At 59.5% G+C, this 13,258-nt stretch carries 18 protein-coding genes, 1 tRNA gene, 1 pseudogene and 1 other annotated feature; of the genes and pseudogenes, 16 read left to right on the top strand and 4 right to left on the bottom strand.

The features are described 5' to 3' along the window. Positions 1–100 precede the first annotated feature (100 nt). Positions 101–700, bottom strand: a complete 600-nt coding sequence (locus AB5Y68_RS01720) for an HAD family phosphatase (protein ID WP_039041371.1) — start codon at positions 698–700, stop codon at positions 101–103. 191 nt (positions 701–891) lie between these two features. Beyond that, positions 892–1,025, top strand: a sequence feature (Phe leader region). Positions 1,026–1,063: 38 nt separating this feature from the next. On the opposite strand from AB5Y68_RS01720, the gene pheA reads away from it, so the two are divergent. Then, positions 1,064–2,236: a prephenate dehydratase gene (pheA, locus tag AB5Y68_RS01715; RefSeq protein WP_010673312.1), complete on the top strand. Its 1,173-nt coding sequence runs from the start codon at positions 1,064–1,066 to the stop codon at positions 2,234–2,236. Between the two features lie 623 nt (positions 2,237–2,859). Here the strand turns inward: pheA and AB5Y68_RS01710 are convergent. Both AB5Y68_RS01710 and AB5Y68_RS01705 read right to left on the bottom strand, forming a co-directional pair. Next, positions 2,860–3,285 (bottom strand): LPP20 family lipoprotein, encoded by a 426-nt coding sequence (locus AB5Y68_RS01710; RefSeq protein WP_010673311.1) that lies wholly within the window; start codon positions 3,283–3,285, stop codon positions 2,860–2,862. A gap of 88 nt (positions 3,286–3,373) precedes the next feature. Continuing rightward, positions 3,374–3,994, bottom strand: a complete 621-nt coding sequence (locus tag AB5Y68_RS01705) for a FlgO family outer membrane protein (protein WP_010673310.1) — start codon at positions 3,992–3,994, stop codon at positions 3,374–3,376. A gap of 265 nt (positions 3,995–4,259) precedes the next feature. On the opposite strand from AB5Y68_RS01705, the gene AB5Y68_RS01700 reads away from it, so the two are divergent. The 5 genes from AB5Y68_RS01700 (at position 4,260) to AB5Y68_RS01680 (ending at position 8,784) form a co-directional block, all read left to right on the top strand. Beyond that, positions 4,260–5,411 (top strand): flagellar assembly protein FlgT, encoded by a 1,152-nt coding sequence (locus AB5Y68_RS01700; protein ID WP_039041370.1) that lies wholly within the window; start codon positions 4,260–4,262, stop codon positions 5,409–5,411. Positions 5,412–5,461: 50 nt separating this feature from the next. Further along, a tRNA-Arg gene (locus AB5Y68_RS01695) sits at positions 5,462–5,538 on the top strand. Positions 5,539–5,772: 234 nt separating this feature from the next. Beyond that, on the top strand, positions 5,773–6,723 hold the full coding sequence (locus AB5Y68_RS01690) for a DUF932 domain-containing protein (protein ID WP_201880236.1): 951 nt from the start codon (positions 5,773–5,775) through the stop codon (positions 6,721–6,723). Between the two features lie 94 nt (positions 6,724–6,817). Further along, positions 6,818–7,807 carry a YqaJ viral recombinase family protein gene (locus AB5Y68_RS01685; protein ID WP_139392549.1) on the top strand — a complete coding sequence of 330 codons (990 nt, stop codon included), beginning with the start codon at positions 6,818–6,820 and terminating at the stop codon, positions 7,805–7,807. Further along, positions 7,804–8,784 (top strand): hypothetical protein, encoded by a 981-nt coding sequence (locus AB5Y68_RS01680; RefSeq protein WP_201880230.1) that lies wholly within the window; start codon positions 7,804–7,806, stop codon positions 8,782–8,784. The genes AB5Y68_RS01685 and AB5Y68_RS01680 overlap by 4 nt, the downstream gene beginning before the upstream one ends. 11 nt (positions 8,785–8,795) lie before the next feature. Here AB5Y68_RS01680 and AB5Y68_RS01675 read toward each other — a convergent pair whose 3' ends face one another. Continuing rightward, positions 8,796–9,146 (bottom strand): helix-turn-helix domain-containing protein, encoded by a 351-nt coding sequence (locus tag AB5Y68_RS01675; RefSeq protein ID WP_201880227.1) that lies wholly within the window; start codon positions 9,144–9,146, stop codon positions 8,796–8,798. A gap of 246 nt (positions 9,147–9,392) precedes the next feature. On the opposite strand from AB5Y68_RS01675, the gene AB5Y68_RS01670 reads away from it, so the two are divergent. The 10 genes and pseudogenes from AB5Y68_RS01670 to AB5Y68_RS01625 form a co-directional block, all read left to right on the top strand. Next, positions 9,393–9,716 (top strand): hypothetical protein, encoded by a 324-nt coding sequence (locus AB5Y68_RS01670; protein ID WP_123173866.1) that lies wholly within the window; start codon positions 9,393–9,395, stop codon positions 9,714–9,716. Between the two features lie 12 nt (positions 9,717–9,728). After that, entirely contained in the window at positions 9,729–10,178 is a 450-nt protein-coding gene (locus AB5Y68_RS01665) for a hypothetical protein (protein ID WP_201880224.1), read from the top strand. Between the two features lie 83 nt (positions 10,179–10,261). Next, on the top strand, positions 10,262–10,609 hold the full coding sequence (locus AB5Y68_RS01660) for a YkvA family protein (RefSeq protein WP_201880219.1): 348 nt from the start codon (positions 10,262–10,264) through the stop codon (positions 10,607–10,609). 19 nt (positions 10,610–10,628) lie between these two features. Next, positions 10,629–11,054, top strand: coding sequence for a DUF2787 domain-containing protein (locus AB5Y68_RS01655; protein ID WP_201880216.1), 426 nt, complete (start codon positions 10,629–10,631; stop codon positions 11,052–11,054). A gap of 9 nt (positions 11,055–11,063) precedes the next feature. Further along, positions 11,064–11,474, top strand: a complete 411-nt coding sequence (locus AB5Y68_RS01650; protein WP_201880213.1) for a hypothetical protein — start codon at positions 11,064–11,066, stop codon at positions 11,472–11,474. Between the two features lie 4 nt (positions 11,475–11,478). Further along, positions 11,479–11,724, top strand: a complete 246-nt coding sequence (locus AB5Y68_RS01645) for a hypothetical protein (protein WP_279484730.1) — start codon at positions 11,479–11,481, stop codon at positions 11,722–11,724. 109 nt (positions 11,725–11,833) lie between these two features. After that, positions 11,834–12,331 (top strand): DNA repair protein RadC, encoded by a 498-nt coding sequence (gene radC / locus AB5Y68_RS01640; RefSeq protein ID WP_201880210.1) that lies wholly within the window; start codon positions 11,834–11,836, stop codon positions 12,329–12,331. After that, on the top strand, positions 12,328–12,519 hold the full coding sequence (locus AB5Y68_RS01635) for a hypothetical protein (protein ID WP_043133630.1): 192 nt from the start codon (positions 12,328–12,330) through the stop codon (positions 12,517–12,519). The genes radC and AB5Y68_RS01635 overlap by 4 nt, the downstream gene beginning before the upstream one ends. Positions 12,520–12,543: 24 nt before the next feature. Beyond that, positions 12,544–12,879, top strand: a complete 336-nt coding sequence (locus AB5Y68_RS01630; RefSeq protein ID WP_171269275.1) for a hypothetical protein — start codon at positions 12,544–12,546, stop codon at positions 12,877–12,879. 121 nt (positions 12,880–13,000) lie between these two features. Next, a pseudogene (locus AB5Y68_RS01625) lies at positions 13,001–13,252 on the top strand (transposase); the annotation flags it as partial. Positions 13,253–13,258: the final 6 nt, after the last annotated feature.

Raw genomic sequence — 13,258 nt, 5'->3', positions numbered from 1 at the left:
GCTGAATATACACTTAAAGAGTGCGGGTAAAACTGTACATTATTTGCTCCAAATCAACGCTTCCCCCACTTTTTTCGCTGCGAAGCGAAACTGGCTCCCCTCAGGCAGGCAACAACCCCTGAGCGATCAGATGCGCCCGGCACCGGGCCGGATCGGTGAAGATCAGCCCCCGCAGACCGAGCGCCTCGGCCGCCGCCACGTTGGCCGGGCTGTCGTCGATAAAGAGGCACTCCCCAGCCTTGAGGTCGAACGACACCAGCAGATAGCGGTAGATGTCGGGCTCGGGCTTGAGCATCCGCACCCGGGCCGACACCACCTTGCCGCTGAAGAAGCGCCAGAAGGACTGATGCTGCTCCAGCCAGTCGATGCTGGCGTGCCCCATGTTGGAGAGGGCATAGAGGGTGTGGCCTGCACCGTGCAGTTCTTCGATGAGCGCCACCATGTCGGGATCCGGCACAAGGGAGGGCGGCACCGCCTGCAAGATGGCCAGATTCTCCGCCATCGACAGGCCGGTGCGCCCCTGCGCCTGACGGGCCATGGTGTGCAGGGAGAGGGTCCCCCTGTCCACCTCCAGCCAGTCCGGGTGGTTGAACAGCTGCTCCGCGATCGCAGTCGCCCCCTCGGGTCCGCGCACCCCACTCACTATGGCCACCGGATCCCAGCGCACCACCACCCTGCCCAGATCGAAGATCACCGCCATCGTCTCGTCCCCTCTATGTATTGTTGCCACGGATGTGGTCACGGCGGTTGCCATAAACAGGGACCAGAACGACGCTCACTCTCCCCCGGCAACCCGAGCCACCACCCTGCCCCGTTCAACGCCCCCGGGCAAGTTTTACTTGCATCGCACCGCCAAATCCCTTAATGGTTATGGCGTTACATTCAGGACACGCCCATGAACACACCATTCTTCTTTGTTTTCTCGTTTACCCGGCCCACATGAGGGAAGGCCCGTCGTCACGTGAACCATTCGCGTAAACAGAAACCAAAGACGAATCGAGCCTCCCCAGCGGAGGCTTTTTTTTGCACCACACACCACAGAATCACTGGATAGGGAACCACCATGGCAACGCTCGACGAGATCAGACACGACATCACCCAGTTGGATCAGGAGCTGCTCGCCCTGCTGGCCAAACGCAAGACCCTCAGCATCGAGGTCGCCCGCGCCAAGCAGGCCAATCCCCGTCCCATCCGTGACCACCAGCGCGAGCAGGACTTGCTGGTCGCCCTGATCCAGAAAGGGCGCGCCCTCGGACTGGATGCCCAGTACATCACCCGCATCTACCACACCATCATCGAAGACTCCGTGCTCTCCCAGCAGGCCTACCTGCAGAGCCTGCTCAATCCCCAGCAGCAGGAACCCATGACCAGCGTCGCCTACCTGGGACCGCGCGGCTCCTACTCGAGCCTGGCCGCCCGCAAGTACCTGGCCCGCTACAAGGATCAGGTGATCGAGGTGAACTGCCAGAACTTCCGCGAGGTGCTGGACACCGTGGAGTCGGGCCGTGCCGCCTTCGGGGTGCTGCCCATCGAGAACACCAGCTCGGGCTCCATCAACGAGGTGTACGACGTGATGCAGCACACCACCCTCTCCATCGTGGGTGAGCTCACCTATCCCATCGAGCACTGCATCCTCACCGCCGTGCCCACCGAGATCGAACGCATCAAGACCTTCTACGCCCATCCCCAGGTGTTCCAGCAGTGCTCCCATTACCTCAGCAAGCTGGAAGGGGCGCGCCACGAGATCTGCGACTCCTCCTCCAGCGCCATGATGAAGGTCAAGGAGCTGGCAAGCCCGGAAGCGGCGGCCATCGGCAGCGCCGCCGGCGGCGAGCTCTATGGCCTCGACGTGCTGGCCGAGCAGCTCGCCAACCAGAAGGAGAACTACAGCCGCTTCATCGTGGTGGCGCGCAAGCCCATCGACGTGGCGCCCCAGATCCCGGCCAAGACCACCCTCATCATGTCCACCTCCCAGAAGCCGGGCTCCCTGGTGGAGGCGCTGCTGGTGCTGCGCAGCCACGAGATCAACATGACCAAGCTGGAATCCCGTCCGGTGCAGGGCAACCCCTGGGAGGAGATGTTCTACCTGGATGTCTCCGCCAACCTGCAGACCCCGGCCATGCAGGCCGCCCTGCTGGAGCTGACCAAGATCACCCGCTACATCAAGGTGCTGGGCTGCTACCCGAGCGAAGACGTCAAGCCGACCGCCGTGCCGCCCGTCTTGATGGGAAGCTGATGGGAAGGGGATCCCGCCCCTGCTACACAAAGGCGAGCCCCGGCTCGCCTTTGTGCTCTCTGCGCCCTCCCCGTGAGACGCGGCCCAGTCCCGCCCTTCCCTTCCGGCGTTAAACCGCCCTCCACCCCCTTCCTCGTGGACCCGGGATCCTGGCGCTGCTGTCTTTCCACTCACCATCAGGCCATCTTCCTCCCGTTGCGGCCCCCTTTTGCCGCCTGCCGGGCCTTTCTATCGTTTGGCTTTATTTAACGATATGGCGGCATCGTTAGATTTCCCTAAACAAAAAAGGCCGCTATTCCGGCGCCCGGGCACCTCTTGTTCGGCCTCAGCCCCGATTTTCCTCGCCACAGGCCGGATCCCGACCGGCCCATCAACTCCGTTTCTCCTGCCGAAGACCAGTTCCCCCCCAAGACGCCAACCCCGGTTATCCTCTCCAGGCCCTATCCCGTCCAAGACGCCAACCCCGTTTATCCTCCCCAGGCCCTATGCCGTCCAAGGCACCAACCCGGTTATTCCCCGCAGATCCGAGCCCTTTCCCGACCAAACAAAAAGGCGAGCCTGCGCTCGCCTTTGTCTGTGCCGTGATGAACGCCCGGCTCATGCCGGCGCCCCCCGGACCCGCCCTAGAACTGGCCCGCCATCAGCTGGTTCAGGTGATAGAGGTTGCGGGTGTCGAGCTCCAGCTCGGTGGCATAGGTGTTGCCACGGGGATAGGTCGCCACCACCCGGGCACCGCGCACCATGCCCGCCACCGACACATCCAGGGAGTTGGAGGTCTGTGTCAGGTCCTTGTAGCTGCTCTGGCCGCGCACCTGCTGGCCGTTGAGCTGCTCCGCCAGCTCCCGGTAGGCGTCCATCTTGGAGGCGCGGATCGCCTGCAACATCTTCTCGGACTGGGAGGGACCGGGCTGGATGTCGATCACCGCATACCCCACCGCCTTGAGCACCGGGAAGTCATCGGGCTTCTCGCCCACGTCATAGTTCACCACCCGGTTGCCACTGCACGCCGTCAGCAACATGGCCATCAGGCAACCCAACAAGATTTTCATCGCTGTTTCCCCGTTTTCCTGTTCACCACACACGATGTTTCACGGCTCAATGTCAGCCAGCCCGCTTCACGCTTCATGACGCGCCACCTCAAGGGGTCAGGTTGACCAGATGACCGGACGGGCTCTGGCCCCCCCGCATCAGGTAACCGCGATTGATGGAGGCCCGGCCAAAGGAGTTGCTGGCACCGGACAAATATTGTTTCGGGATCAGGCTCTGGGCCGTGGTCTCCACCATCTTGGTGCGTAGATCGATGATGCGGGCGTTGACCAGGATCCCCTGCTGATTGCGGCTGAAGGTGCCGGTCAGGATGCGGGAGATGGGCAGCCGGGACGAGAGATCCTTGTAGTTGCGGCTCATCACGAAGTCCCCCTGCGGGGTCACCTGGATGTTGCCCGTGGTCTTGAAATCCACCACCACCTCACCGCGCCGGTTCAGCTCGTAGATGAAGCTCTCCTCGATCTGCTGCCCCATCCAGTTGGTGTCCTTCAGGGTGTCGAGATCGACAAAGGAGGCGACCGCAATGGGCTCGGTCAGGGTCGTGAGAGACTTGCGCTCCATCAGCTGATCCGTCATGCGGGCCACCAGCCAGTTGAGCTCCATCCCCTTCGCCGCCTGGCGGGGGTCTCCCAGCTCCCGATTGATGGGGTCGGCCGACCCGCAACCGACCAATGCCAGCGCCACCGCCAGCACCGTGATAACTCTCTTCATGGATACCTTTCCTGTATCTGCACCTGACCTGTTATCGGTCGCAACCGCCAACACTTGAGGCGGGAATGCGCGCAGGATCCTCGATGATCCCCGGGCAAAGGCGCACACTGTGCCACCGGAGCCCACCGTACGGGCTCTGGCCAGGGAAGAAGGCATGGTTCTTGCTTTTATTTGGTCACCCGCTCCGGTGCAGACCGGATCTGTGTCCAGGATCCCTGACCCGCCCCACCGGCGGCAGCGGGGTCGCCCACTCAAGGTGTTTGTTATGAAAGTTTCGCTGCTGTTCACCCTGCTGCTGGCCAGCCTGTCGGCCAGGGCCGAACTTATCGAGGCCCAGGGCAGTGCCGCCATTCTGGGGGGCGACGAGGTCTACGCCCGCGAGCAGGCGACCCGGGATGCCCTGCGCCAGGCGCTGCTGGCCAGCGGTGCCTCCGTCTCCAGCATCCAGCGCCTGGAAAACGGCAGCCTACGCTCCGAGCAGATCCAGATCCGCTCCGGCGGCGACATCCGCCAGTACCGCCTCAAGCGCGAAGAGGTGCGCAACGGCCGCATGTACATCACCCTCGTGGCCGACATCCAGGCGGAGCGGCAGATCTGCCAGACCCAGCACTACGCCAAGGATTTGACGCTGGTGCGCCTGCGCATGCGCTACCCGGACCAGGCGAGCACCGGTGCCCTGGACGACATGCCCGCCGATCTCTCCCGCCGGCTGTTTGAAACCCTGGCGACGACACCCCAGGTGGTCGCACGCCAGTGGCTGGACGAGAACCTGCGCATCGACCCTCTCCATCTGCAACAGGGGGATCGCAGCGCCCTCGAGGAGATCAAGGCTCTGAGCCTGCGCACCGACAGCCAGTATCTGGTGCTCGGCAGCATCGACGACCTCTCCCTCGAGCCCCAGGGCAACGCCCTCACCAGCTGGTATGAGGATCCCGTGCGCAACTTCTCCATGCAGCTCTACCTGTTCGACGGCATCAACGGCAGCCTGCTCGGCCGCAAGGAGTACAAGGGCCGCGCCAACTGGACCTTCTCCAAGCGGGAGCAGGTGGGCAGCAGCGGCGGCCAGTTCTGGCAGTCGAGCTTTGGCCAGGAGGTGGGCTACCAGTTGAAGGAGGCGGCCCAGGACATCGCCGCCGAACTCGCCTGTGCCCCCGTCACCGCCCGGATCGTGGCCCAGCACGAGCGCGGCCCCCACATCAACCTGGGCCGTCGCAACGGGGTCAAGCTCGGGGACCAGTTCCGGGTCCAGCACAGCGCCGACTTCGTCGACCCCTATGGCAAGTCCAGGGTGATGCGCAACCCCGCAGACGGTCTGTTCGAGGTGGTGCAGGTGTTCGAGGATGGCGCCATCATCAGCAGTCAGAACAAATATTCGCCGTTCAATGTCCAAATCGGTGACCTGGCCGTATTGGAATAGGAATCAAGGGTTTAAAAGCACAATGCTTCTTGTATAATGCCCGCCACAAGGTTCCCGTAGCTCAGCAGGATAGAGCGGTCCCCTCCTAAGGGACAGGCCACTGGTTCGACTCCAGTCGGGAACACCATACAAAACAAGGGGTTGGCATCGTCATGGTGCTAACCCCTTGGTCGTTTTTGGCCTCGTACCCCTCTCCGTACCCCTCCAGTGCAGTTCATTGCACAACACCATCATGCTGTAAAGCCCCTTAAAATAATGAGAATTCAATAGCAAATAAATCCTATTCAATAAACTTTCAAACCTACATCACCTCCATGAGTTAGCAGGCTGATGTCTGCATTTCACAATTCCTGGAGGAGATATGGCTCACCTGATTGACACCATGGCCTACACGGGCCAAACCCCTTGGCATGGCCTTGGCAATATTTTGCCCCCGCAACAATCTCTCGATATCTGGCTACAGGCAGCCGGGATGGATTGGACCATCGAGCAGAGCGACGTGATGTTTAACGTCGCCTCCGATGCACTGCATATCCGCCCCTACAGCGACAGCAAGGTGCTGTATCGCTCCGATACCCTCGCCCCCCTATCGGTGGTCTCAAGTCGCTACAACGTGGTACAGCCTCACGAGGTGCTGCACTTCTATCAAGATCTGGTAGAAGCCGGTGGCTTTGAGCTGGAAACAGCAGGCTCGCTTAAAGGCGGCCGCAAGCTGTGGGCTCTGGCTAAAACAGGTCAGGACCTAAAGCTCAAAGGCAATGACTTGGTAAAGTCCTATTTGCTGCTGGCGACCAGCTGCGACGGCACGCTCTGCACCACGGCGCAGTTCACCTCGCTGCGGGTAGTCTGCAACAACACCCTACAGATGGCACTGCGCGGCGCTACCGGTGCCATCAAGGTGCCCCACTCTACTCAGTTCGATGCAGCTGTCGTCAAAGAGTCGCTCGGGCTGGGGCTCTCTCATTGGGATGAATTTAAGGCGCAGACCAAGGCGCTGGCACAGCGGCCCGTGGCCCCCGAAGAGGCACTGCGCTTTTTCAGCGACCTGTTGGCGCAACCGCTGGATGAGGAGAACATCATTCTCACCAAGCCGGTACAACGGCTGCATGAGCTCTATCAGGGCGCAGGCATGGGCTCAGAACTTGTCAGCTCCCGCAATACCGCCTGGGGGCTGGTCAATGCGGTAACGGAATACGTGGATCACCACCGCCGTGCCCGCAGCCAAGATCACCGGCTCGACTCCGCCTGGTTTGGTCAGGGGGCCCAACTCAAATCCCAAGCCCTGAATCAGGCACTCACTCTGCTGCAGTAATTACGCTTCCCCATTCAAATCGCATAACGACCTCACCCGGACTGGCGCAAGCCAATCCGGGCGTAGCCATTTATGCCGTCAACAAGGAATAGTCATGAAAGCAAAAGCCAAATATGGCCAAGCCCTGCGGCTAGCCTCTACTACTCAATTAACCCGCGAGCAGTGGCTCGCTATCCGTAAACTCGGCATTGGTTCCTCCGATGCCGCCGTCGCAGTGGGGCTCTCCCCCTACAAATGCCCGCTCAGCCTCTGGCTGGAGAAGACCGGTCGCAAGGAGCCGGAGGATATCTCACACAAGGAAGCCGTGCTGTGGGGCATTGAGCTGGAGCCTGTGTTAGCGCAGGTCTATGCCAAACGCACCGGCTTTCGTGTGCGACGGGTCAATGCTGTGCTGCAACACCCCGAGCAACCCTTCATGCTCGCCAACCTCGATCGGGAGGTAGTCGGCCATCCCGATGGGCCGGGCATTCTGGAGATCAAGACCGCCAGCTATCACAGCGCCCCCCAGTGGGAGGAAGGTGTGCCGGTGGCTTATCAGTGTCAGGTACTGCATCAATTAGCGGTTACCGGCCATGCCTGGGCTGAGGTGGCAGTGCTGATCGGCGGCCAGGATTTTCGGATTTACCGCATCGAGCGCGATGAGGAGAAGATCCAGGATCTCACCGAGCGGGAAGCGCAGTTCTGGCAGATGGTGCAACAAGACCAGCAGCCCGAGCCTGACGGCTCCAATGATGCCGCCAATGCCCTGAGCTGGCTGTTTCCCCGCGATGATGGCCAGACGGTGGATCTCTCGGATTCTCCCGAGTTCAACCAGCTGTTTGGCGAGCTGCTGCGATTGCGTCAGCAAAAGGAAGCCGTCGAGCTGCAAGAGTCGCAGCTCAAGCAGCGGTTGCAAGCCACCTTAGGTGAAGCCACTGCCGGGCTGTTTGCCAACGGCAAGATCACTTGGAAGCGCAGCAAAGACCGGCTGGCACCGGATCTGGATAAGCTCGGTCAGGATCATCCCGACCTGCTCACCCGTTATGTCAAACCGGTGCCCGGCGTGCGCCGTTTCACCATTCAACCCTTGAGGCAAACACCATGATCAAAGGACTGGCGATTACCCCGCCCGTGATCGGGCGGATCTGCATCGGCAAGCTGGTGCAAAAACAGGATAAGTGGGTACCGGAGAAGGACGACAGCTTCACCCTCACCACCCAGGTACAGCAAAAGGGGGGATGGTTGCTCCATCCCCTGCATCAACACTACTCATCGCAAAAGAGTGGCCAAGGTCAGGAGCAAACCAAGATCCGCGCCATTCCAGTGCGGGTGCTGTTCAACGACAGCGACTTGAATCTGCGGGCGGAATACAGCGCCTTTGACCGGCAAACCGGCAGGCCGCTCTGTGTCGGGAATGGGGAGGTGGCGAGACGTGTGGGGGCGCAAGGCATGGAGGAAGTCAGCTGTCCAGGACCAGAGCGCTGCGCCTTTGCAGGGCAACAGGGCTGCAAGCTGTACGGACGACTGAACCTGTTTGTGGAGGGGCAAGGGGATGAGCTGGGTAGCTTTATCTTCCGCACCACCGGCTACAACTCGGTACGCACCCTGGCTGCGCGACTGAAGTACCTGGAGGCAGTGAGCGGGGGTCATACCCGCTATCTGCCGCTCACCCTGCGGTTGCGGGCCAAGAGCACTACCCAGTCCTACCGCACACCGGTCTACTACGTGGATTTGACCTTGCGGGAAGAAACCAACCTGACTGAGGCAGTCAGGCAAGCACTGGAGGCCGCCCGGCGTGATCAAGAGGCGGGGCTCGCCATCGACCAGATGGAGCAGGCCGCTCGCGACCTGCTGCGCAATGGCCAATTTGAGGATATCGATGAAGAGGTGCCGATGCTGCTGGAAGAGTTCTATCCTGAAGCAAACAGCGACGATACGGCGAATGGAAACGTAGGGGCAGTGGAGGTTGCCTCGCATAACGCACCGCAAAGCCAAGTAACCAGAATGCCGCAGAGGCCACAACCAAGAAGGAGTCCACTCACCAACAAATTGGGGAAAGGGAGCCCATCCTCTCCCCAGTGAATGGCGGGCGTTCAGCCGGGACGGGCTAACCGCTCAACCAACCGCTCAACCGTTTCCAGCAACAGGGTTCGGTCAGCAACATCGAGCCGGGCCAGTTGCTGGCTCAGCACAATGCCCTGCTCGGTCGGGCGGTTACTGGTCTCGCGCAGAAAGTCCGCCAGCTCACAACCAAACAGTTGAGCGAGCTCCGCCAGCCGCACCACGGTCGGCACCACAATCCCTCGCTCCATTCGAGAGACGGCCTCCATCCCGATATTGAGGTGTTCAGCCACATGCTCTTGCGTGAATCCGGCTTGAGTACGCTTGTGGCTAATCGCCTTGCCAACGCTCTTGGCTAACAGCTCAAGGTTGATATCTGTCATGGTTCCTCCAGTCAACCCGTATGGTTGACCATGGACTCATTGACGATAAGGACTCAAAAAGGCGAGTATCGACCTAGTTGGTTGTAATTGGCCGTAAATCGATGATCGCTACGCTGACCGACTCACCGACAACAAACATCAATCCTCGTTTGTGGCATCCCCTCCCATCTCGGGTAAAGCGCTTTTACGCGAGCGGTTAGGGCGACTGCCATTGTTACTATTACTCTGTTACATAAGGAAAAGTACATGGCTCGTTATCCCGTTATTGCCTCCCTCTTTTTTCTCGTCGTCACGATTTATTCACTCTGGACCGGTAGCTCCCCACAGCTCGGATTCTGGGGCCATATCTGGCACTTTGTCTTTGGCTCGCTGTTTACCTCACTTGGCCTGATGGGCGGGGAATTGTTCCGCCGCTTTACCCAACCAGACATGCTGTTTGCTGACGGCGCACAGGAGATGTTCAAGAAAAAGTTGTTTTGGAAAGTTGGTCCCCAGCTCATCGGGGGCGTGGTGGGCTACATCGCGGCAGGTGGCTTTTTACAAAATGTGTTGGGTTACTACGTTGGATAAGGAGAGTTAACCATGAACAAATGTTGGATCACGTTGACGGCCATCCTGCTATGCAACAACGCCCTGGCCTATGGCGAGGCCGGACGCTGGAGCAGTGGCTGGGGACAGGGGACCAGCGAATACACGGCGGTGGTCAACGAGCAAAACAACCTCTATATCGCCTGTAATGACACCCGCAAGGTCAGCATGACGGCTACCGTGCAGGGCAAGGAGTACGGCTCTTATGCTGGGCAAGCTTTCACCATCATCATCGATGGCAGCCAATACGATGCGCCCTATGAGACCGAGTCCCGTGTCGGTGAGAACAATTTCTTCGACATGTGGGACAAGCTACGCAAGGCCAAGTCGATCCGCATTTTGACGGCTGACGGCAAGCAACTCGCACTGCCAACCAAAGAGGTCGCCGCTGTACTGCCCGCCACCAATACCCCCGAGTTTGACTGCTTGATGTGGGACCAATAGTTCACACCCATTCCCATCCAAGAGGAGGCATTTGCCTCCTCTTTTCATTTCTGCCATTCACCCACCTGTGAAGGAGACACACTATGCCCCCCTGTATTCCTCCCGAATGCGAGCCGTTCGACCAGCAAGGCTTTTGGCGCAAGCTCTGCGCCTTTGCCAAGCGTGCCGGTCGGCCCTTTATTGAAACCTGCCTGTTGCTCTACTACACCAGCCAGAAGGATGACCTGCCGCTCTGGGCCAAGCTGCTGATCTACAGCGCGTTGGCCTACTTTATCTCGCCCATCGATGCGATCCCGGATGTGCTGCCTATGGGGCTCACCGATGACATCGCGGTGCTAAGTGCGGCACTCGCCAGTATTACCGCCTTTATTGACACCCAGATCCGTGCCCGTGTGGCCAGAAAAATGCGCGAGCTGTTCGGACAAGATTAACCCCCACAAGGAGTACACCATGACTATTCCCTTTTTCCGGGACGGCTTTACCCTGCCCGTTGACCAAGCATTGCTGGTTCTCCTCGACCAAGAAATAGCTAAAACCGAGCTCAATATTGAGCGCTTAACCCAACTGACCTTCAACTTTCGCAATCCCGGCTACAGCGCCGAGCAAGGCGGCGTGCACCCGGTCGAGATCCGCTTGATCCGCGGGCTCGATGGCTGGCTGTTCGATTACGTCACCGACTTCAGCTACCAGGGGCAGGGCCAAGATGCTGAGCTCTGCAAGGAGCTCGATTTCAACTTCCTCGATGGGGAACACATCATGTTGGGCTGGGGGCCACTGCGACTGGCCGAAGCGCGGGAGTTGTTCGATATCTGGCAAAGCAACTTCATTGCCTACTGTCGGTTGGAATGTTTCAGCATCACGGTCGCAGGGGATTAGGAGGACACGATGAGCCAAGAATTAGCGCTCTCCCACTACTCACGCCAATGGCTGGGACGAGTCGCCACAAGCGCCAAGCTAACCCCCACTCGCAGTGGTCAGCTTTGGCTGCTACACCTGACCCCGGATAGTCCACACATCCGCACAGTCACCCTGCAGGTCCGTTGGTCTGGCGTGCAGTGGCAACTGCTCTCCCTCACCAATGCTGAGGACTGGCACACCATGAGCCAGCCGAGGGATGAGATCTGCATTGACCCCAAGCGAAATTGTTTCTGGCATTGCCAAGCAGGGCCGGTTCCGCTCAGCGAGCAGCCCCGCGTGCTGGCCAACTTTCTGAGCGACCTGCAGCGCATCTGCATCCATCGCGGCTATGCCGTGGAGAGTGACCCCACCCCTGACAAGGAGAGCGAAGATAATTAACGCCGTGATCGCCATCGAGCTGGAGGCTTACCTTGATCACCATGGCCAGATTGACGTGGTGCATGACCAAAGCCAGCCAGTGAACGGTTATGCCCTCTACCTGCGCTATGAAAACGAACAGGGCAATAAACTGGTTCAATGGCTGTGCGACCACCCGGATCACCGCTGGCTAACCCAGCTAGGCACACTGCTTGCGACCAGTTACCACGTCCCGTTGTACGACTACACCACTCACACCCTTGCGGCCTGAACACCACCAGCCAATCCTGCAACCACCACATTTACCACCCTATTAACCAAACACCTCGCCGACCCAGCCGCATCCCTCACGGTGGGGCGATGGCGTATGGAGCCTAATCATGTTGCATCAAAAACTCACCGCCGGGGAGCAACCCGGCACCTACCGGGTGACTGACCTTGTCACCGACGATGACCTGCTCACCATCGCCCAAGCTGTTGCCCGCCAGAAGCTCGCCAAGGGCATTGCCATCACCGATAAACACGTGGCCCATCAGGCCCTGCAAGGACTGCTGCAAACACGGGATCGCGAAGTGTTTGCGGCACTGTTCCTCGATAATCAGCACCGGATCTTGGCCTACGAAGAGCTGTTCCTTGGCACCCTGTCCGCTGCGACCGTCTACCCCCGCGATGTGGTCAAGCGAGCTTTGCATCACAATGCCGCCGCGCTGATGCTGGTCCACAACCACCCGTCGGGATACCCGGAACCCAGCCGGGCAGATATCGACATCACCCACAGATTGCAGCGCGCGTTGGAGTTAGTCGATATCCGCACCCTGGATCATCTGGTGGTCGGGGCGGAAGGCGTCGTATCACTGGCCGAGCGAGGTCTGCTATGAGCCTTACTCCAGACAAAACACACCTCACCGCCCTCGACATCCTCCTCGAGCTGCGCTGCTGGCTTGAAGATAACGTTCAGATGCAGGCTGAGCCCGCCATCGTGGCTCACCTCCCCAACGGTTATTTGCTCACCCAAGCCGACTGCATCGAGGCCATTGACACACTGCTCCACCAGCTACGCCATTAGTCACGCCAAGAAGGAATAAACGCCATGCGATTACCCAATCCCTATTCCCTTGAGGAAACCCTCGAGAAGCTGCGCCATGGCCTGACAGCCGTCAGCAACGAAGATGCGCTGACGTTGCTGGAGAAGGCCATCGCCAAGGCTAGTGATGACCGGAGTTATGCCAAGCAGTTTGAAGAGACCTTGCAAGGCTCCACCATCGAGATACGCGACTGTCTCAGCTGCTTTGGCGACTACTTCGAACGATCCCGAGACGCACCGCCCTATTACCCGCACCACGATGCCGTTAACGGCATTGATTGTGCGCTCTACGCCATCCTGTTCGATGCCGCTCACCCAGACGCAGCGCAGGCACAGCAATAACATGTATACCGATCGCCGAATAACATGCATGCCGATCACGTTTCCACCCAATAACGCCAGCATCCCCAAACCCGGATCATCAGCGCCAACACCATGATCCGGATATCCCGACTGTCACCGGGGCAACCTGGACTGGCTGGATCATCCGGCATTCAACTGGGTAAACACGATGATAGGAAATGTGAAAAACTCGCTGCGGGGCAGTTGCCATACGCTCGGAGCGAAGCATTTACCAAGGCATCTTGCGGAATACTGCTTCCGGTTTAATCATCGTTTTGACCTCAAGAGCATGTTGGTTGAATTGGGGCATGCAGTCGTGGCAAGCCCTCCGATGCCATATCGGCTCTTGAAGCTGGCTGAGGGTCATGGGTAATCAGGT

Origin of the sequence: Aeromonas sp. R6-1 (assembly GCF_040908165.1) — a bacterium.
Lineage (GTDB): Bacteria > Pseudomonadota > Gammaproteobacteria > Enterobacterales > Aeromonadaceae > Aeromonas > Aeromonas caviae.
This window is presented reverse-complemented; position numbering and strand designations above follow the sequence as displayed.